At 44.8% G+C, this 17,816-nt stretch carries 23 protein-coding genes; 21 read left to right on the top strand and 2 right to left on the bottom strand.

What is annotated here, in order from left to right:
- The first annotated feature begins 41 nt into the window (after positions 1–41).
- Positions 42–461, top strand: coding sequence for a transcriptional regulator MntR (mntR, locus tag AC6HZ4_RS20725; RefSeq protein ID WP_497491597.1), 420 nt, complete (start codon positions 42–44; stop codon positions 459–461).
- Between the two features lie 164 nt (positions 462–625).
- On the opposite strand, the gene AC6HZ4_RS20720 is transcribed toward mntR, so the two are convergent.
- Together AC6HZ4_RS20720 and AC6HZ4_RS20715 are read right to left on the bottom strand one after the other, a co-directional pair.
- Positions 626–1,009: an SA1362 family protein gene (locus AC6HZ4_RS20720; RefSeq protein ID WP_497491596.1), complete on the bottom strand. Its 384-nt coding sequence runs from the start codon at positions 1,007–1,009 to the stop codon at positions 626–628.
- A gap of 47 nt (positions 1,010–1,056) precedes the next feature.
- Positions 1,057–1,977, bottom strand: a complete 921-nt coding sequence (locus AC6HZ4_RS20715; RefSeq protein ID WP_497491595.1) for a DUF1385 domain-containing protein — start codon at positions 1,975–1,977, stop codon at positions 1,057–1,059.
- A gap of 185 nt (positions 1,978–2,162) precedes the next feature.
- On the opposite strand from AC6HZ4_RS20715, the gene AC6HZ4_RS20710 reads away from it, so the two are divergent.
- The 20 genes from AC6HZ4_RS20710 to AC6HZ4_RS20615 all read left to right on the top strand — a co-directional run bounded on the left by AC6HZ4_RS20710 (position 2,163) and on the right by AC6HZ4_RS20615 (position 17,425).
- On the top strand, positions 2,163–2,663 hold the full coding sequence (locus AC6HZ4_RS20710; protein ID WP_497491594.1) for a YqhR family membrane protein: 501 nt from the start codon (positions 2,163–2,165) through the stop codon (positions 2,661–2,663).
- 157 nt (positions 2,664–2,820) lie between these two features.
- Positions 2,821–3,882, top strand: coding sequence for a Xaa-Pro dipeptidase (gene pepQ / locus AC6HZ4_RS20705; RefSeq protein ID WP_497491593.1), 1,062 nt, complete (start codon positions 2,821–2,823; stop codon positions 3,880–3,882).
- Between the two features lie 24 nt (positions 3,883–3,906).
- Complete coding sequence (efp, locus tag AC6HZ4_RS20700; protein ID WP_497491592.1) at positions 3,907–4,464, top strand: elongation factor P; 558 nt, start codon at positions 3,907–3,909, stop codon at positions 4,462–4,464.
- A gap of 256 nt (positions 4,465–4,720) precedes the next feature.
- Positions 4,721–5,002, top strand: coding sequence for a YqhV family protein (locus AC6HZ4_RS20695; protein ID WP_497491591.1), 282 nt, complete (start codon positions 4,721–4,723; stop codon positions 5,000–5,002).
- A 21-nt stretch (positions 5,003–5,023) separates the two neighbouring features.
- Positions 5,024–5,944 carry a stage III sporulation protein AA gene (gene spoIIIAA / locus AC6HZ4_RS20690; RefSeq protein WP_497491590.1) on the top strand — a complete coding sequence of 307 codons (921 nt, stop codon included), beginning with the start codon at positions 5,024–5,026 and terminating at the stop codon, positions 5,942–5,944.
- Positions 5,941–6,456: a stage III sporulation protein SpoIIIAB gene (spoIIIAB, locus tag AC6HZ4_RS20685; protein WP_497491589.1), complete on the top strand. Its 516-nt coding sequence runs from the start codon at positions 5,941–5,943 to the stop codon at positions 6,454–6,456. The genes spoIIIAA and spoIIIAB overlap by 4 nt, the downstream gene beginning before the upstream one ends.
- Before the next feature lie 12 nt (positions 6,457–6,468).
- A complete protein-coding gene (gene spoIIIAC, locus AC6HZ4_RS20680) occupies positions 6,469–6,672 on the top strand; it encodes a stage III sporulation protein AC (RefSeq protein ID WP_497491587.1) in 204 nt (67 codons plus the stop codon).
- A gap of 23 nt (positions 6,673–6,695) precedes the next feature.
- Positions 6,696–7,076, top strand: a complete 381-nt coding sequence (gene spoIIIAD / locus AC6HZ4_RS20675; RefSeq protein ID WP_497491586.1) for a stage III sporulation protein AD — start codon at positions 6,696–6,698, stop codon at positions 7,074–7,076.
- Between the two features lie 12 nt (positions 7,077–7,088).
- Positions 7,089–8,276: a stage III sporulation protein AE gene (gene spoIIIAE, locus AC6HZ4_RS20670; RefSeq protein ID WP_497495791.1), complete on the top strand. Its 1,188-nt coding sequence runs from the start codon at positions 7,089–7,091 to the stop codon at positions 8,274–8,276.
- 11 nt (positions 8,277–8,287) lie between these two features.
- The gene (spoIIIAF, locus tag AC6HZ4_RS20665; protein WP_497491585.1) at positions 8,288–8,923 is read left to right on the top strand and encodes a stage III sporulation protein AF; all 636 of its coding nucleotides are present in this window, start codon (positions 8,288–8,290) and stop codon (positions 8,921–8,923) included.
- Complete coding sequence (spoIIIAG, locus tag AC6HZ4_RS20660) at positions 8,916–9,566, top strand: stage III sporulation protein AG (RefSeq protein ID WP_497491584.1); 651 nt, start codon at positions 8,916–8,918, stop codon at positions 9,564–9,566. The genes spoIIIAF and spoIIIAG overlap by 8 nt, the downstream gene beginning before the upstream one ends.
- A 12-nt stretch (positions 9,567–9,578) precedes the next feature.
- Positions 9,579–10,115 (top strand): SpoIIIAH-like family protein, encoded by a 537-nt coding sequence (locus AC6HZ4_RS20655; protein ID WP_497491583.1) that lies wholly within the window; start codon positions 9,579–9,581, stop codon positions 10,113–10,115.
- Positions 10,116–10,474: 359 nt separating this feature from the next.
- Positions 10,475–10,978 carry an acetyl-CoA carboxylase biotin carboxyl carrier protein gene (gene accB, locus AC6HZ4_RS20650; RefSeq protein ID WP_497491582.1) on the top strand — a complete coding sequence of 168 codons (504 nt, stop codon included), beginning with the start codon at positions 10,475–10,477 and terminating at the stop codon, positions 10,976–10,978.
- A 14-nt stretch (positions 10,979–10,992) separates the two neighbouring features.
- Positions 10,993–12,345 (top strand): acetyl-CoA carboxylase biotin carboxylase subunit, encoded by a 1,353-nt coding sequence (gene accC / locus AC6HZ4_RS20645; RefSeq protein ID WP_497491580.1) that lies wholly within the window; start codon positions 10,993–10,995, stop codon positions 12,343–12,345.
- A 165-nt stretch (positions 12,346–12,510) separates the two neighbouring features.
- Positions 12,511–12,903: an Asp23/Gls24 family envelope stress response protein gene (locus tag AC6HZ4_RS20640; RefSeq protein ID WP_497491579.1), complete on the top strand. Its 393-nt coding sequence runs from the start codon at positions 12,511–12,513 to the stop codon at positions 12,901–12,903.
- 757 nt (positions 12,904–13,660) lie between these two features.
- On the top strand, positions 13,661–14,056 hold the full coding sequence (gene nusB, locus AC6HZ4_RS20635; RefSeq protein WP_497491578.1) for a transcription antitermination factor NusB: 396 nt from the start codon (positions 13,661–13,663) through the stop codon (positions 14,054–14,056).
- Positions 14,057–14,077: 21 nt separating this feature from the next.
- On the top strand, positions 14,078–14,944 hold the full coding sequence (folD, locus tag AC6HZ4_RS20630) for a bifunctional methylenetetrahydrofolate dehydrogenase/methenyltetrahydrofolate cyclohydrolase FolD (protein ID WP_497491577.1): 867 nt from the start codon (positions 14,078–14,080) through the stop codon (positions 14,942–14,944).
- Positions 14,945–14,959: 15 nt separating this feature from the next.
- Positions 14,960–16,330, top strand: coding sequence for an exodeoxyribonuclease VII large subunit (xseA, locus tag AC6HZ4_RS20625; RefSeq protein WP_497491576.1), 1,371 nt, complete (start codon positions 14,960–14,962; stop codon positions 16,328–16,330).
- The gene (locus AC6HZ4_RS20620) at positions 16,308–16,538 is read left to right on the top strand and encodes an exodeoxyribonuclease VII small subunit (protein ID WP_497491575.1); all 231 of its coding nucleotides are present in this window, start codon (positions 16,308–16,310) and stop codon (positions 16,536–16,538) included. Before xseA ends, AC6HZ4_RS20620 begins: the two co-directional genes overlap by 23 nt.
- Complete coding sequence (locus AC6HZ4_RS20615) at positions 16,535–17,425, top strand: polyprenyl synthetase family protein (protein WP_497491574.1); 891 nt, start codon at positions 16,535–16,537, stop codon at positions 17,423–17,425. Before AC6HZ4_RS20620 ends, AC6HZ4_RS20615 begins: the two co-directional genes overlap by 4 nt.
- Positions 17,426–17,816: the final 391 nt, after the last annotated feature.

Below are 17,816 nucleotides of genomic sequence, written 5' to 3'. Positions count from 1 at the left end.
ACCTCCTTAAAGTGAGAAAAAGGATTGGATGGAGGAAACTGATGCCTACCCCTAGTATGGAAGATTATATAGAACAGATCTATCTTTTGATTGAAGAGAAGGGCTATGCCCGCGTATCCGATATTGCGGAAGCGTTAAGTGTACATCCGTCGTCCGTTACAAAAATGGTACAAAAGCTTGATAAAGACGAATACTTAATTTATGAAAAATACAGAGGACTTGTATTAACCGCAAAAGGAAAAAAAATTGGAAAGCGTCTCGTATACCGTCATGAACTGCTCGAGCAGTTTATGCGCATTATCGGGGTGGAGGAAAGCGCAATTTATGGGGACGTTGAGGGAATTGAGCATCATTTAAGCTGGGATGCTATCGACCGAATCGGTGATCTTGTGCAATATTTTGAAGAAGACGCTTCGCGTGTAGAAGCGCTCCGCAATATACAGAAAACGAATGGTGAATAAGAAAGCGGACACGGCCTTCCCTGCTCCCGAAGGAGACAGTTCTCTGCACATGGAGGCGCTTTTTTGCTCGGCAGGAGGCGTTCTTTCTCTACAGGGAGCAGACCTTGGGAGCTAGACATGCCCTAAAGGTATGCTTTCTTATCTCACAAAAGAAAGACCGCACATCAAAACGATGCACGGTCTTTCTTTTTGCCCTTTTTCCCCTCGATAACAGTTAGATGGGATGGCTTTCGCTTCTTTTTCAATAAACCAACAGATGTTTTTTTGTTTTTTGCATCTAAAGACAATTTTTTGCTTAGAGGTGTTACATTCGGTTTTGCATATTTCCGCTTAGACTGTTTAGCTGCACGGTCGTAAGAGGAGCGGGAATTTTTTCCCTGACCTGTAAACAGTTTGTAAAGCCAGTAAAAAGCAACTACCACAATCCCGATGGTTAACAAGTTTTTTAAGAGACCGCCAGGATCCTCAACAGCAAAGGAGACAAGCTGGAATACTGCCAGCCCGATTACGAGAAAGAAAAGGACTAAGGCAAAGGATCGACCGTTCAAGGGATACACCTCCTAATGTCATTGCTTTAGAAAAACGAAAAATACAATTATTGCTTGCCTTCTAAACGAAGCAGTTCATCAAATGATGCGATGGCAACCTCTACTTGATCATCTGTAGGTTCCTTCGTGGTGAGAAGCTGCAGCCATAATCCCGGATATCCGAGAACGCGCAAAACGGGAATATTGCGCACCAAATTTGTAACCTGCAATACTTCAAACGAAATTCCCAGCACAACGGGAATGAGAAGGATACGATTGATAACGCGTGCCCACAGCGGGTCTGTCGGTACAAGCAAGTATACAAACATCCCGACAATGACAGTAAATAGAATAAAGCTGCTGCCGCAACGATAGTGGAGACGCGTTTGAGCCTGCACATTTTCCACGGTTAGCGGAAGGTTGTTTTCATACGCGTTAATCACTTTATGTTCTGCTCCATGATATTGAAATACCCGCTTAATAAGCGGTGTAAGAGAAACAAGATAAATATAGATGAGAAGAAGAATAAGCTTAATGATGCTCTCGATCATGACTTGAGCGAGGTGCGAAGGAAATATGGATCTCGTCAAGTCTGCCAGTACCGCAGGAACAGCAGTGAAAATAACTTTTCCAAATAGAAAGGAAAGAACGCCGACTGCCGCTACTCCAAGGAACATTGTGAGCTTAGATTGTTCTTCTTGTTTCTTTGCGATCGTGTGATCATCATGCGGATCTACATCAAACCGTTCTGATGAGAAGTTCAAATGCTTTGATCCGTTTGCGCTCGCATATAAAATTGCAGCAATGCCGCGCAAGAATGGAATGCGTTTAAGAACGTCAAGGAATCGGTTCTTCATACGCGGCAATCGGTAAAATTCGATTGATAAATCCTTTCTTCGAACGGCTGTAACAGTATATTCTCTGCCGCCGAACATAACTCCTTCTATTACGGCTTGCCCGCCGTATATTTGTTTTGCTTCCTCTGCCATGTAAACACCAACCTGTATTTATTTTCTTCATTGTATCGGTAAAACTTGCCTTCTGACAAGCAAAATAGAAAGGTTGGGTTTCCATACTCTTTGTTTTCGTTATAGACATGTTTTTTTCCTTTTAAACTCCAAATTTCAACATAAAATTTCTCTGTTGTGGGCATATTAACAATCGGGGTGAAAAAATGGAAAATAAAAAAGAACAACCGTTATCTTTCACAAAAAAGGTGGCGCAAATTGGGTTTTTTGGTGGTTTGTTTTGGAGCTCTATCTGGTATTTTCTCCATATCTTTTCCTTCTCGAAGGTTGGGCCGAATTATATTATTATGCCGTTTGCGTTGGGAGATTGGAAGCAAGGTGTTTGGGGGAATCTATTGGGCATTGTGCTTATGGCCATACTATCGATTCTGGCTGCCATTTTATATGGAGCTTTGTTTAAAAGGTTTCAAGGTATCATTCCAGGTATTATTTACGGGATCTTTTGGTGGGCCGTTCTTTTCTTTGCAATCGGGCTTCTATCTCCAGTCGTGGAATCTGCGCTGGAATTTCCGCGGCCTACGTTCGTTACAACTCTTTGTATTTTTATTTTATATGGCGTATTCATCACTTATTCCGTGTCCTTTGAAGCTGCAGAAGAAAATCGCACAAAACCTTCTGATGAGACAGCCTATTCAAATAAGCCTTGAGCTATGATAGAATGTTCTAAGAACATTCTTTTTTGTTAGGGTCTCAGACAACGAGAAGATTGCTCCTCATGAACGGGCCAAACTTAAGCCGTCGCGGCATGCAGGACATGTACGGCGAAGAGGCGTAGAACAGATTATGTTATGGGGAGGCGTAAGGATGGAAAGATTAACAAAGCTGAGAAGTATGCTGGAGCAAGAAGGCATTGACGGGCTTTTGCTCACAAACAGCTATAATCGTACATATATGACAGGATTTACGGGAACAGCCGGTGTTGTATTGCTTTCTGCAGCGCGCGCGCTTTTTATTACAGATTTTCGTTATGTGGAGCAAGCGCAAAAGCAGGCAGTCGGCTATGAGATCATCCAGCATACAGGTCCGATTGTAGAAGAGGTGGCAAAGCGTGCAAAGGAGCTTGGTATCACGAAGCTCGGCTTTGAACAAGATACTCTTACATACAGCGAATATAGAATGTATGGTGATGAGACAGAGGCAGAGCTTGTGCCTGTTTCCGGTCTTGTAGAAAAGTTACGCTTGATTAAGACCGATGCGGAGATTAAGATATTAAAGGAAGCTGCACAGATTGCGGATGCTGCCTTCACTCACATTCTATCATTCATTCGCCCAGGCGTTTCCGAGCTTTCAGTGTCGAACGAGCTGGAGTTTTTTATGCGCAAACAAGGTGCTGCCTCTTCTTCGTTCGATATTATCGTTGCTTCCGGGCATCGTTCCGCGCTGCCGCATGGCGTAGCATCTGAAAAGCTGATTGAAAAAGGTGAGTTTGTTACATTGGACTTTGGTGCGTATTATAAGGGATATTGTTCGGACATTACGCGTACAATCGCTGTCGGCGAACCTTCTCAGGCGCTGAAGGATATTTATGATGTGGTTCTTGAGGCGCAGCTGCGCGGATTGAATGGCATTCGTGCCGGCATAACCGGAAAAGAAGCAGACGCCTTAACGCGTGATTACATAACAGAAAAAGGCTACGGACAGTATTTTGGCCATTCTACAGGTCACGGTATTGGTCTTGAAATTCATGAAGGACCCGGGCTGTCTTTTCGTTCTAACACGGTGCTTGAGCCGGGCATGGCTGTTACTGTCGAGCCGGGCATTTATATTGCGGGCTTAGGCGGCGTACGCATTGAGGATGACGTTATTGTAACAAAGGAAGGTAATGAAATTTTGACTCATTCCTCGAAGGAGCTCATTATTTTATAACATACTAGTAGGAGGATTTTTAGAATGATTTCAGTAAACGATTTTCGTACAGGTTTAACAATCGAAACAGACGGCGGAATTTGGCAGGTTATCGAATTCCAACACGTAAAGCCGGGTAAAGGGGCAGCATTCGTACGCTCCAAGCTCCGCAACCTTCGTTCAGGCTCCATTCAGGAGAAAACATTCCGCGCAGGTGAAAAAGTAGAAAAAGCGCACATCGAGAACCGTCGTATGCAATATTTATATGCAAGCGGTGAAGCTCATGTATTCATGGATAATGAGAGCTATGAGCAAATTGAAATTCCAGCGAAGCAAATTGAGCGCGAGCTGAAATTCTTGAAGGAAAACATGGAAGTATTCATCATGACATTCCATGGTGAAGTGCTTGGCGTTGAGCTTCCAAACACAGTAGAGCTAAAGGTTGTAGAAACAGAGCCTGGTATTAAAGGCGACACTGCATCTAACGTAACGAAGCCTGCAACATTAGAAACGGGCCTAGTTGTACAAGTGCCGATCTTCATTAACGAAGGTGAAACGCTAATCATCAACACAGTAGAATCAAAATATGTATCCCGTGCGTAATAATATAGGAAAAGAAGAAGAGAGCATAGTGTGCTCTCTTTTTTTTTTAGAAAATATAACGTTTTGCGTACTATCTCCATCGCGGGCAAAACAGCTCGATTCCATTTTTCTTATAAAGCTTTATCTCTTTTACCTCTAAACTACAAATGGCTCCTGTTCCAAGTCTCTCCTGAAAAATCCTTTTTTCCACTTCTGAAATGGACAACCGACGCATATCGTGGTACAAACGTATTTTTTACAGCAGGAAGGTGAGCAGATGAAACAATGGATAGCGGGGATGGAAGCAGCAGTGCTTGCGATGGCGACGCTCCGTCTTTTGTCGGGAAGCATTGAGGTTTTGGCAGCGCTGCTGATGCTTCATTTCAATGATGCGAAAAAGGCGCTGGCGATAAACGGAATGCTTGCATTTGTCGGACCAACAGTATTGATCTTGACAATGTCGATTGGAATTTTAAGCGTAGCGAATGAGCTGTCGTTTTTAAAGCTGTTTTTTCTGGTGCTCGGTGTGAGCTGTATTTTAATTGCAGTATTTAAGTAGAAATAAATCGGGGAGAAGGCCATGAGAGAAGTATTAGAGATATTGCCAAGAGAAATACAGTCCTTACTTAGAAAAGAGCCGCTTGAGGGGCTGGAGGAAATTCGCATTCGCCTGCAGAGACCGCTTGAATGTGTGATGCGGGGAAAGCCGCATTTTTATGATTATATCGTCAGTGCAGATGATGCACTGTATTTGCTTAACAAGCTCAGTCAATTTTCGCTGTATACGATGGAAGAGGAGCTTAAGCGAGGATATGTAACACTGCGCGGCGGACACCGCGTGGGCCTGGCGGGTAAAGTGATTACAGAAAAAGGCGCTGTGAAAATGATTCGCGATGTGGCGTCCTTTAATATTCGCATCGCTAAACAAAAGCTAGGCATTGCCGAGCCGCTTTTACCGTACGTATATGAAAATAGATGGCTGAACACGATGATTATCGGACCGCCGCAAACAGGGAAAACAACGCTGCTGCGCGATGTTGCCCGCATGATAAGCACTGGTGTGGAGAAACGGGGAATCCCATCTTCTAAGGTAGGGATTGTAGATGAGCGCTCCGAAATTGCCGGCTGTGTAAAGGGAGTTCCGCAGTACGAGCTCGGAGCACGCGTTGATGTGCTAGACGCTTGTCCAAAAGCGGAAGGGATGATGATGCTCATCCGCTCAATGAGCCCCGATGTGCTTATCGTGGACGAGATAGGGCGTCAGGAGGACAGCGAGGCGATTATGGAGGCGGTAAACGCGGGTGTGCAGCTATTTGTAACGGTTCACGGCTATGAGAGAGACGATGTATTGAAACGGCCATCCTTGCGCGGACTGCTGGAGCTTGGCTTATTTGATAGATTCATTGAATTATCACGTGTACATGGACCGGGAACTGTACAGCAAATTAAGGGCAGATCCGGGCAAACGCTACTGCAAAAGGCGAGGGTGAACAGCGTATGATCAAAATCATTGGAGCGGTTCTCATTGTTGCGGCAACAACATGGATTGGCTTTGAGTTTGCAAATAAGCTCAGGGAGCGCCCGCGGCAGCTTCGATTAATGCGCTCGGCGCTGCAGTCGCTGGAAGCGGAAATTATGTACGGACATACGCCGCTTGCAGAAGCAGCGCAGCGGCTTGCAAAACAAATGCCAAAGCCGCTTTGCTTCCTATTTGAGGGCTTCGGGGAGCAGCTGAAGCAGGGAGAAAAAACGGTGCGGGAAGCATGGATGGCTAGCTTAGAGAATGTATGGAAGCGGGCAGCAATGAAGCAGGCAGAGTATGAGATTTTGCAGCAGTTTGGCGAAACGCTTGGGCAGCATGATCGGGAGTCGCAGCAAAAGCATATTCGCTTATGCTTAACGCATTTAGAACGAGAAGAGGGGGAAGCAAAGGAGGCGCAGCTTCGCTCTGAAAAAATGATAAGAAGTCTCGGGGTGTTGTCGGGGCTCCTTATCGTCATTTTATTGCTGTAGGGGGAGAGGAGCATGTCCATCGATGTTGGCTTGATTTTTCAAATCGCAGGCATTGGCATTATTTTAGCCTTTATTCATACGGTGTTAAAAGAGCTAAAGCGCGAGGATATCGCCAACTGGGTCATTCTCGTCGGCTTTGTTGTCATTTTATTTCATGTGGCGTTTTTAATTAATAATTTGTTTGAAAAAATTAAAAGTGTCTTTTTGTTCCAGTAAGGGGGGCGGCTGTCATCGAGATTTTGCAAATCGTCGGCTTGGGACTTGTCGCCACCTTTTTGGCAGCACTTTTGAATCAGCATAAATCAAGTTTAACCACTTTGTTTGTCGTATTTGCCGGGAGCGTGATGTTTCTTATCCTAATTGATCAAATTCAGGCTGTGCTGCATATGATTGAGCGAATTGCCAGCCAAGCAAAGGTAAGCAATGTGTACGTGGAAACATTGCTGAAAATCATTGGAATCGCCTACATTGCTGAGTTTGGCGCACAGGTGACGAAGGATGCGGGACAGGGTGCAATTGCTTCAAAAATCGAGCTAGCCGGGAAAATTTTAATTCTCGTGATGGCGATTCCGATCCTAACAGTTGTCATTGAAACCATTCTTGGTTTTTTGCCGAAGTAAGGAGGTGAAATGATGCTAAAAAAAACAAGCGCCAAGCTGCTATTTTTGTTTCTTTTGCTTTTTTCTTTGCCGAATGTAGTACAAGCTTCTCCGCCGACGCAGCAGCCGATTGATGAGCAAATTGTAAATGACCAGCTAAAAAAGCTTGGGATTGAAGACATTCGCACCTATTGGGAGGAGCTTGTAACAAACTACGGCGGCTATTTGCCCGAAAGCCAAAAAGGAAGCTTTTTGGAGTTTATAAAAGGAGAAAAGCACTTTTCGATCCAGGAATGGTTTAAGGGGCTTGTCAAATATTTGTTTCATGAGCTCATCGCTAATAGCAGACTGCTTGGGACGCTCATTTTGCTAACGATATTCAGCGCGCTTTTGCAATCGCTGCAGTCAGCGTTTGAAAAGAGCAGCATCGGAAAAATTGCAGATGCAGTTGTTTACATGGTACTAATAGTGTTTGCGTTAAACAGCTTTTATATTGTCACAACGTATGCGAAGGATACGATTCAAATGATGATTGATTTTATTCTCGCGCTTCTTCCGATTCTGCTTGCGCTCATCGCAACTGGAGGCGGCGTCGTATCTGTTTCATTCTTTCACCCGATTATCGTCTTTTTAATGAATACAAGCGGCATGTTGATGAATTATTTCGTGCTTCCGCTGTTATTTCTAGCTGCGATTTTAAGCATTGTCAGCACGATGAGCGATCAATACAAGGTAACGAAGCTATCCAAGCTGCTGCAAAACGTAAGCGTTGGCGCACTTGGCGTGTTTTTGACGATATTCCTCGGCGTTTTATCCGTGCAAGGAACAGCAACAGCGGTGGCGGATGGCATTGCAGTGAAAACGGCAAAGTTTATTACCGGTAACTTTATTCCTGTTGTCGGCCGCATGTTTACCGAGGCAAGCGACACGGTGCTAGGCGCTTCAGCTCTTCTAAAAAATACAGTCGGCATTGCGGGGGTCGTCATGTTGCTTTTAATTGTTGCATTTCCAGCGATTAAAATTTTCGCGATTGCGTTTATTTATAAATTTGCTGCAGCCGTGCTGCAGCCGCTTGGCAGCAGCTCTGTGATTCAATGTCTTGATATTATCGGCAAAAGCATCATTTATGTCTTTGCAGCACTCGCTATCGTCTCTCTTATGTTCTTTTTGAGCATTAGCATCATTGTTGCAGCCGGCAACTTAACGCTGATGGTGCGCTAGGAGGTGAGGGAATGGAATTTGTAACAGAGTGGGTTCGCAATATTATTATCTTTCTTTTGTTAGCAACTGTTCTTCATATGGTCTTACCAAGCTCAAGCATGCAAAAGTACGTGAAGTTCGTCGTGAGCCTGCTGCTTATCGTTCTCATTTTAAGCCCCCTGTTTAAGCTGATGAAAGCAGATGTGCCTGAGCTAATCGACAAATTGACCCAGAAAACGTACGGTACAGAGGGAGGAATAGAAAATTTAATAGATCAAAAGAAAACAGAAATACAAGCCTCACAGCGTGCATATATTTTAGAACAGATGGCTGTCCAAATGAAAAAGGAAGTGGCGCAGAAGCTGCAGGATGAATATGGCGTCACAATAGCCAATCTGCATCTCATCGTTCCAGAAGACAAGCAGGATGTGAAATCGCAGCAGGATATTCAGTCGGTCGCCGTTACCGTCTCCAAAGAGGAACCACAGCGCTCAGGAGCCGTGGAGGTGGTGGAGAAGGTGGATATCGACACAAGCAAACCGTATGAATCGCGCATGGACAACGATGCATCTCAGGATATTCAAAAGTTTCTCGCGCAGGAATGGCAGCTAGAGAAGAGCAAAATTCAAGTAAATACAGAAGGGGGGACAGGAGAAGCAAATGAATGATAAGAAGCCTAACATCTTTCGCAAGCTTTTCAAGGGAGACGGCGAAGATGACAAAGCGACAAAAAAGGTCGCGCCGAAGCTTGTGCTCGTATTGCTGGCGCTGGGTATTGTGCTCATGTTTTCTGGAAGCTTATTTCAGCCGAGGAAAGAAGAGACGGCCGTATTTAGTCCGCAAACGAGCACTGAAGCGGAAAAGGACGTCCCTGCATTTGCCAGCAAAAGCAATGATTCTTCCTCTGTCATTGAAAGGTATGAAAAAGACTACGAAGACCAGCTGCGAGATGTCCTTGAAACGGTAAAGGGCGTCAAGGATGTAAGTATCGTTGTTAATCTCAATTCCTCGGAAGTGAAGGTTATTGAAAGGGAAACAGAAACGCGCACGCAAAGCACGGACGAGACAGACCGTGATGGAGGACAGAGAAAGGTGACAGAATCCTCCACCAATCAAAAGCCAAGCATTATACGGGAAGACAACAAGGAAGGTCCTATCGTCACGCAAGTAGATAAGCCGGAGGTACGCGGCGTTCTCATCGCGGCGAAAGGAGCCGATAACATAGAGGTTAAAAAAATGATTATCGAAGCAGTTACACGCACACTCGGTGTACCGAGCCATCGTGTCTCTGTTTTGCCAAAAAAACAATAGGGAGGAACAGAAGTGGTGAAAAAGCAAACAGTATGGTTGTTAACAATGCTTAGTCTTGTCGTAGTGTTGTCTGTCTATTACGTAACAACGCCCGATAGCCAGAAATCAAATATGGTAACGAACCCTGTGGAGCAAAGCACGAAGAGTAAGGATGCAGCTTCTAAGGATACAAGCAAGGATACTTCGGTGAAATCCACCGGAGATGAGCAGTTTACAGAACTTCGTTTACAGATGGAAGATCAGCGCAGCGAAGCAAAAGCAGAATTACAAAGCATTATCACATCCACTACTGCTTCTGCACAAGAAAAAAGCAAGGCATATGAAGATTTTAAGGCAATCAATACATTAGCTGAAAAAGAAGCGCTCCTAGAGACATTAGTAAAGAGCCAAGGTTTTGATGACGCACTTGTACGCGCAGACGGCGAATCTGTCCGCATTACAGTAAAAGCTGAAAAACTGTCTAAGCAGGAAGCAAACAAAATTATTCAGCTTGTCAAGAGCGAGGTTGGCCAAAAGCAGGTTGCTGTAAAATTTGAGCCATCTAAATAAGAGTACAGTAGCTACTGGGAGTCCCCCGGTAGCTTCTATTTTTGAGAAGGCTTGCCCGGCTTTCCTTTTGAGTGTTGATCCGTTATCTCCCTCATTTGAAAAGGTTCTGCAGTGCACTCCCGCAAAGAAACAGAAGCGAAATTCTAAAGAAAACTCGCCGATTGGCGTAAAGTATAAGAAAGTGGTCTTGCCAATTTCACATAAGGCTTGCTATTATTACTAGGTAATAAGCAGTGACCAACTGTAAAATTTTTTCAAAAAAACACGCAGGAAGCCTAAAAATAATTGGAATTTAAAAAAACCTGTCGTAAGATGGAATTAAATACGTAACCAAGACAAGTATATGGGAGTGAGTGTAGATGTTTAAAATCCAGGAAGTTCGTGAATTAATTAAGCTAATAGACAACTCGAACATTGATGAATTCGAATACGCAAACGAAGGCACAACAATCAAAATGAAGAAGCAAGGAAACGCTACAGTTGTGTATGAAGCAGCTCCTGCCCCGAAGCAGGCGGCTCCTGCCCCGGCAGCTCCTGCTGCAGCAGCTAACCCTGCTCCTATCGTCCCTGTGCCAGCTGCTGCAGTTGAGCAAGAAGCAGCTCCGCAACCGGTAGAGAATGCAAATCTGCATAAAATTACATCACCGATGGTTGGTACGTTTTACGCTTCCCCATCTCCAGATGCCCCTGCATATGTAGGAGTCGGAGATCGAGTAAACAATGACACTGTTGTTTGTATTGTTGAAGCGATGAAGCTCTTTAACGAAATTGAAGCAGAAGTAAGCGGGGAAATTGTGGAAGTATTAGTGAAAAACGGTCAGCTTGTTGAGTATGGTCAGCCATTATTTCTTGTAAAAGCTTAAAGGAGTTAAGAGCTATGATAAAAAAAGTATTGATTGCAAACCGCGGGGAAATTGCAGTGCGTATTATCCGCGCCTGTAAGGAGATGGGAATTGAAACAGTTGCCATTTATTCCGAGGCTGATAAAGAAGCGCTTCATGTGCAGCTGGCTGATGAGGCGTATTGCGTTGGCCCGACCCCTTCAAAGGAAAGCTACTTAAACCTCACGAATATCATTAGCGTCGCGAAGCTTACAGGCTGTGATGCAGTTCATCCCGGCTACGGATTTTTGGCCGAAAACGAAACCTTTGCGGAGCTTTGCCGTGAGTGTAACATCATTTTCATAGGACCAAGCCCGGAAGCTATTACAAAGATGGGCATAAAGGACGTAGCGCGCGATACAATGAAGGAAGCGGGCGTACCAATCGTACCCGGCTCGCAAGGAATCATTGAAAGTACGGATGAAGCGGTTGAACTCGCAAATGAAATGGGATATCCTGTTATTATTAAGGCGACAGCTGGCGGCGGCGGAAAAGGAATTCGCGTAGCACGCAATGAGCAAGAGCTTGTGAAGGGCATTCAAATTACGCAGCAGGAAGCTAGCACGGCATTTGGCAATCCGGGCGTATATATCGAAAAGTATATTGAAGATTTTCGTCATGTTGAAATTCAAATCATGGCAGATTCACATGGAAATGTGATTCACCTCGGCGAACGTGACTGTACGATTCAGCGCCGCCTGCAAAAGCTGCTTGAGGAAACACCTTCCCCGGCATTAGACGAAAACATTCGCCGCCAAATGGGTGAGGCTGCGGTCAAAGCAGCAGCAGCAGTAAACTACACAGGGGCAGGTACGGTTGAATTTATTTACGAGCACAAGCTGAAAAAGTTTTATTTTATGGAAATGAATACAAGAATTCAAGTAGAGCATCCTGTTACTGAGATGGTAACGGGCGTTGACTTAATCAAGGAACAAATTCGTGTCGCATCAGGAGAGCGTCTTTCTCTTACGCAAGAAGAAGTAAGCTTTAACGGTTGGGCCATTGAATGCCGCATTAATGCGGAAAACCCAATGAAGAACTTTATGCCATCTCCTGGAAAGGTGCAAATGTACTTGCCGCCGGGCGGATTTGGTGTACGTGTCGATTCAGCTGTGTATCCTGGGTACAGCATTCCTCCTTACTACGATTCGATGGTTGCGAAGCTAATTACGTATGGAAAAACAAGAGAAGAAGCAATCGCAAAGATGAAACGCGCTTTAAGCGAATTCGTCATTGAAGGTGTACATACGACCATTCCGTTTCATTTGCAGCTTCTTGACCATCCTGATTTTGTAAAAGGAGATTTCAACACGAAATTTCTTGAGGAACATGAGCTTGTAAAGCGATAAAACAGCGGAATTGGCTCGGTTTGTTCGTGAAGGGGACAGTTCTCCAAGCGATGGGGCGCTTTTTGCCCCATTGGCCAAAGGGATTTTTCCCGCAGCGGGCAGGCGATGAGGCTGAACAGCATCCCAAAAGCTATACGTTCTTATTTTAAAAAGGAGGTTTTGTTCATGGCGGAAAATATGTTAGATATGGGGCAAGAAACGAACCTCGGTAAAGTAGAAATCGCTCCTGAGGTCATTGAAGTGATCGCGGGTATTGCTGCTACGGAAGTAGAAGGAGTTGCAGCAATGCGAGGCAATTTTGCAGCAGGCGTTGTAGAACGTCTTGGAAAGAAGAATCATGGTAAGGGTGTAAAGGTAGAGTTAACGAATGAGGGAATTGTTGTGGATGTATATGTGCTTATGTATTTCGGCGTATCCATTCCTTCAGTTGCGCAGCGCATTCAAGACAACATTCGTCAAGCTTTGCTTACAATGACAGGCCTTGACTTAAAAGAAGTCAATGTACATGTTGTAGGCGTTACCTTTGATACGCCAAAAACAGAAGTAGATCCGATTTAACGAAGAAAAGCGGACATAGCTCGATTTTCCTGCGGCGGAGATTCCTCCAAAGCGGGGGCAGATGCAGTAGCTAGATAGACCCAAAATTTATTACTTTCTTGTAGAGAAAGGACCGATTGGGCATTATGCCTCGGTCCTTTTTGTACTGTTAAGAAAGCATAATATTGGGGGCTTTATCTAGCTCCCATGACCTGCTTGCTGTGGGGAAAGGCCTCCGCCTTCCGGAGCAGGGCGGATTGTGTCCGCTTTTCTTACACTTTAAGAAAGAGTATAAATTTCCAGCTAGAAGCTCATTCGACGTAGTAGGGAATTTTAGGAACAAAGTGTAAGTGCAACTACGCCTCTGTCTTCGCCTAACGGCTCGCCAATCGACGAGTTTTCTTTACACTTTAAGAAAGCGTAAGTTTCCAGCTAGGAGTTAGTTCGACGTAGCAGGAAACTTTAGGAACAAAGTGTAAGTGCAACTACGCCTCTGTCTTCGCCTAACGGCTCGCCAATCGACGAGTTTTCTTTATTAAAATTTATTTTGTCATTCGTATGTATGGATTGTTGTAAATCCGTACATTCTGCAGGAAAAAACAGGTTGAAGTTAACTTTTTCGGCAAATGGCAAGGTGAGTCTGTGTATAAAGCAGTAAATTGTGGTATGATTATGGTATTATGAACAAACATACATATTGAGCTGATAAGCTGATGCTCGACTTATAAATTATGACAGTATAACAAAGCATAAGCATAAAAGTAAAAGGAGAGTTACCATGAAACGCAGGACGGCTAGAGAAAGAGCGATGCAAGCACTCTATCAAATGGATATCGCAGGAGATATAGATCCGAAAACAGCGCTTGCTAATACCTTAGAAGAGGAAGGAGAAAGCAGCAACGCCTTTTTGGAGCAGCTTGTGATTGGCTGCGCAGAGCATAAGGATGAAATTGATGCCATGATCAGTAAGCATTTGGAGAACTGGAAGCTTGATCGCGTCGGCACAGTCGACCGCAATATTTTACGCATTGCTGTATATGAGCTGAAGTATATGGAGGATATCCCGCATAGCGTATCCATTAACGAAGCCATCGAAATTTCAAAAGTTTATGGAGATGATGAATCGCGCCGATTTATTAACGGTGTGTTATCTAAAATTAAAGAAGCATTATAATGTTGATTAGGGGGATTTAACATGACAGCAGAATTAATTAAAGGATTAGAAATTGCACAGAAAAAAAGAGGCGAGCTGAAGGAACAAACGGCGAAGCTAAAGGAGCAAGGCGTAACGCCAGGATTGGCAGTGATTCTTGTCGGAGATGATCCAGCATCTCATTCCTATGTAAAAGGGAAGCAAAAGGGCTGCGAAGAGGTTGGAATTTACTCAGAGCTTATTAAGCTTGACGCTACGATCACGGAGGAGCGCTTGCTTCAGGAAATCGACCGCCTGAACGAAGATGACAATATTCATGGCATTCTTGTACAATTACCGTTGCCAAAGCATATTAACGAAGATGCTGTCATTGAGCGCATCTCTCCTGAGAAGGATGTAGATGGATTTCATCCGATTAGCGTTGGTAAAATGATGATCGGACAGGATACGTTTCTGCCATGTACACCGCATGGCATCATAGAAATGGTAAAGGAAAAAAATATTGATATGCGCGGCAAGCACGTTGTTGTTATCGGTCGAAGCAATATCGTTGGAAAACCTGTTGGACAGCTTTTCTTAAATGAGGATGCGACGGTGACATATTGCCATTCCAAAACAGTGAACCTTAAGGAAATTACAAAGCAGGCTGATATTCTTGTTGCGGCGGTTGGACGTGCAAAGATGGTTACAGCCGATTACGTGAAGGAAGGGGCAGTTGTCATTGACGTTGGTGTAAATCGTCTTGATACAGGCAAGCTGTGCGGAGATGTTGATTTTGACGAAGTACAAAGCATTGCAAGCTATATTACACCAGTTCCAGGCGGCGTTGGTCCAATGACGATTACGATGCTGCTTCATAACACTGTATTATCCGCTGAACGCGCGAAGGCTGCTTACGCTAAAGCGTAACGGAGCCAAAAGGGTATGGAAACGAAATATTTAACTGTCACGGCTTTAACGAAGTACATTAAAGCGAAAATGGAACGCGATCCGCATTTGCAAATGGTTTTTCTAAAAGGAGAAATTTCGAATTTTAAGCACCATGGCCGCGGCCATATGTACTTTACGTTAAAGGATGCAGGAGCCAAAATATTGGCGGTCATGTTTGCCGGTTATAACCGAAGCCTTGCATTTATGCCGGAGGACGGTATGACAGTTTTGGTGAAGGGGCAGATTTCTGTTTACGAGGCAAACGGCAGCTATCAAATATATGTGCAGGAAATGCAGCCAGACGGTGTCGGCAATTTGTATTTGGCATATGAGCAGCTTAAGGCGCGATTGGAGCAGGAAGGGTTGTTTTCACAGCTGTATAAACAACCGCTGCCGTCTTATCCGCAAACGATCGGGGTCATTACGTCCCCGACTGGAGCGGCTGTTCGTGACATTGTAACGACCATTAAGCGCAGGTATCCGATTGCAAAGGTTATCGTGCTGCCAGCTCTTGTACAGGGAGAATTTGCGGCTGCATCTATTGCCCAGGCGATTCGTACGGCCAATGAGCTTGGAACAATTGATGTGCTCATTGTCGGGCGCGGCGGCGGCTCCATTGAAGAGCTGTGGGCGTTTAATGAGGAAGAGGTTGCCAGAGCGATTTACGCAAGTCGTGTGCCTATCATCTCGGCGGTTGGACATGAAACGGATTTTACGATTGCTGATTTTGTAGCAGATATGCGTGCGCCGACACCTACTGCAGCAGCGGAGCTAGCGGTGCCAAATATCATTGAGCTGAAGGAACGTGTTGTCCAGCGAACGCTGCGGTTAAATCGGGCGATGCACGGTTATATGAGGGAAAAACGGGAGCTGCTGCAGAAGCTGCAAAAATCGTATGCGTTTCGATATCCGAAGCAGCTGCATGTGCAAAAGGAGGAGCAGCTAGACCGGCTGCTTGACCGGCTGCAACGGGCTAAGCAGCAGTATATGGAACGCAAGCATACGCATGTGCAGCGGCTTTCACTCCGCATGCAAAAGCACCATCCTGCGGCAAAGCTCGCGCAATCTAGAGGAATACTCGCTTCACTGCAAAAGCAGCTGCAGCGGGAAACCCAGACAATCGTGAAGACGAAAGCTTTTACCTTTACTCGGGCAGCCGAAAAGCTCGATGCATTAAGCCCGCTTCGCATTATGATGCGCGGCTACAGCGTTGCCAAGGATGAGCAAAAGCGGATTTTAAAAAGCGTAAAGCAAGTGCAGCCCGGAGATGCAATCACAGTACAGGTTCAGGATGGGCTGCTTGATTGCCATGTATGGGGAATTGAGGAGCGTGACTTACACGATGGAAAAGAACATAAGCTTTGAAGAAGCGATTGCAAAGCTAGAACAAATCGTTGAAAAGCTGGAGCAAGGGGATGTCCCGCTTGAGGATGCCATTTCGTATTTTAAAGAGGGAATGGAGCTTTCAAGCATTTGCGATGAAAAGCTAAAGGCAGCAGAGGAGCAAATGACGATTATTCTTGGAGAAAACGGCGAACTTCGTCCATTTGATGTCGGAGGATCCGAAGCATGAGCGTGCCGTTTGACATCTTTGCAAAAGAAAGCAAGCAGGTAATTGAAAGCCAAATTACAGAATATGCAAAAGCAGTTTCGTGTCCGGCTGTTTTACGGGATGCAATGCTGTATTCGCTCAAGGCGGGCGGCAAGCGAATTCGTCCTCTTCTTCTTTTTGCGACGCTTCATGCGTTTCAAAAGAAACGGGAAATCGGTCTCGCCGCAGCGAGTGCTTTAGAAATGATTCATACATATTCTCTCATTCATGATGATCTTCCTTGCATGGATGATGATGATTTACGCCGCGGTAAGCCAACCAATCATAAGGTGTTTGGGGAAGCAATGGCGGTGTTGGCAGGAGATGGACTGCTAACATATGCGTTTCAGGTGCTGGCTGAAAACCGCCACCCGGAAGTAACAGAAGCGATGAATTTACGGCTTGTGCTTGAGCTATCAAAAGCAGCTGGACCAGAAGGCATGGTTGCTGGACAGGTAGCGGATATGGAAGCGGAAGGAAAACAGCTGACGCTCTCACAGCTTGAATATATTCATCGAAACAAAACAGGACGGTTGCTGGAGTTTTCTGTATTAGCTGGAGCGGTGTTAGCAGGAGCTTCTGCCATGCAAACGGAAAAATTGATGGAGTTTGCGCGCAATCTTGGTCTTGCCTTTCAAATTCGTGATGACATTTTAGATGTGGAAGGAAACGAAGAAGAAATCGGCAAACGTGTTGGAAGTGATGCGACGAACGAGAAAAGCACATATACGACACTCTTTTCTATGGAAGAAGCAAAGCAAATTTTATACGAAACGACGGAACGTGCTAAGAGCGCTGTTCGCTCCTTGCAGCTGCAGGACGAATATTTACTGCAAATTTGCGAGCTTGTGGCAAATCGTACTCATTAGAGCATACACGATTTGGATCAATATAGTATTTTTATTCTGCAAAAACTCGCGTTTGTTGAGCACTTTTATATTTTATGATATAAATGTAAACAAAGGTTTTTCTCTTATGGTGATAAAAATTGTATAAAAGAGAAAGTAACGGCCGTTATCACTCTGTGTTAGCGGCTCTTTTTTCAAATACTAGGAGCCGGCTATGTACGGAGGCTCTCTAAAGCCCCAAGGGCCGTGCGTATTGGTCTTGTCCATGTCACTGCTATACAAAAGAGCTTGTCGAGAACCGCATATCCTTGTCTGTAGACGAATATAGTACGAACAGGAGCAAAGCGGCCGAGTCCGCTCGGCTTAAAGAAAATGCTACTAACTTTACAGGTTTTTTTCTATAATAATTCAA

Source organism: Ectobacillus sp. OTK (genome assembly GCF_059698935.1).
This window is presented reverse-complemented; position numbering and strand designations above follow the sequence as displayed.

Coding starts and splice junctions, on each gene's coding strand:
- efp (WP_497491592.1), top strand. CDS start 3,907: ATGATTTCAGTAAACGATTTTCGTACAGGTTTAACAATCGAAACAGAC.
- spoIIIAA (WP_497491590.1), top strand. CDS start 5,024: ATGAGAGAAGTATTAGAGATATTGCCAAGAGAAATACAGTCCTTACTT.
- AC6HZ4_RS20640 (WP_497491579.1), top strand. CDS start 12,511: ATGGCGGAAAATATGTTAGATATGGGGCAAGAAACGAACCTCGGTAAA.
- pepQ (WP_497491593.1), top strand. CDS start 2,821: ATGGAAAGATTAACAAAGCTGAGAAGTATGCTGGAGCAAGAAGGCATT.
- accC (WP_497491580.1), top strand. CDS start 10,993: ATGATAAAAAAAGTATTGATTGCAAACCGCGGGGAAATTGCAGTGCGT.
- AC6HZ4_RS20620 (WP_497491575.1), top strand. CDS start 16,308: ATGGAAAAGAACATAAGCTTTGAAGAAGCGATTGCAAAGCTAGAACAA.
- AC6HZ4_RS20695 (WP_497491591.1), top strand. CDS start 4,721: ATGAAACAATGGATAGCGGGGATGGAAGCAGCAGTGCTTGCGATGGCG.
- AC6HZ4_RS20615 (WP_497491574.1), top strand. CDS start 16,535: ATGAGCGTGCCGTTTGACATCTTTGCAAAAGAAAGCAAGCAGGTAATT.
- folD (WP_497491577.1), top strand. CDS start 14,078: ATGACAGCAGAATTAATTAAAGGATTAGAAATTGCACAGAAAAAAAGA.
- spoIIIAF (WP_497491585.1), top strand. CDS start 8,288: ATGGAATTTGTAACAGAGTGGGTTCGCAATATTATTATCTTTCTTTTG.
- mntR (WP_497491597.1), top strand. CDS start 42: ATGCCTACCCCTAGTATGGAAGATTATATAGAACAGATCTATCTTTTG.
- nusB (WP_497491578.1), top strand. CDS start 13,661: ATGAAACGCAGGACGGCTAGAGAAAGAGCGATGCAAGCACTCTATCAA.
- AC6HZ4_RS20710 (WP_497491594.1), top strand. CDS start 2,163: ATGGAAAATAAAAAAGAACAACCGTTATCTTTCACAAAAAAGGTGGCG.
- spoIIIAE (WP_497495791.1), top strand. CDS start 7,089: ATGCTAAAAAAAACAAGCGCCAAGCTGCTATTTTTGTTTCTTTTGCTT.
- spoIIIAG (WP_497491584.1), top strand. CDS start 8,916: ATGAATGATAAGAAGCCTAACATCTTTCGCAAGCTTTTCAAGGGAGAC.
- spoIIIAB (WP_497491589.1), top strand. CDS start 5,941: ATGATCAAAATCATTGGAGCGGTTCTCATTGTTGCGGCAACAACATGG.
- AC6HZ4_RS20715 (WP_497491595.1), bottom strand. CDS start 1,977: ATGGCAGAGGAAGCAAAACAAATATACGGCGGGCAAGCCGTAATAGAA.
- spoIIIAC (WP_497491587.1), top strand. CDS start 6,469: ATGTCCATCGATGTTGGCTTGATTTTTCAAATCGCAGGCATTGGCATT.
- accB (WP_497491582.1), top strand. CDS start 10,475: ATGTTTAAAATCCAGGAAGTTCGTGAATTAATTAAGCTAATAGACAAC.
- xseA (WP_497491576.1), top strand. CDS start 14,960: ATGGAAACGAAATATTTAACTGTCACGGCTTTAACGAAGTACATTAAA.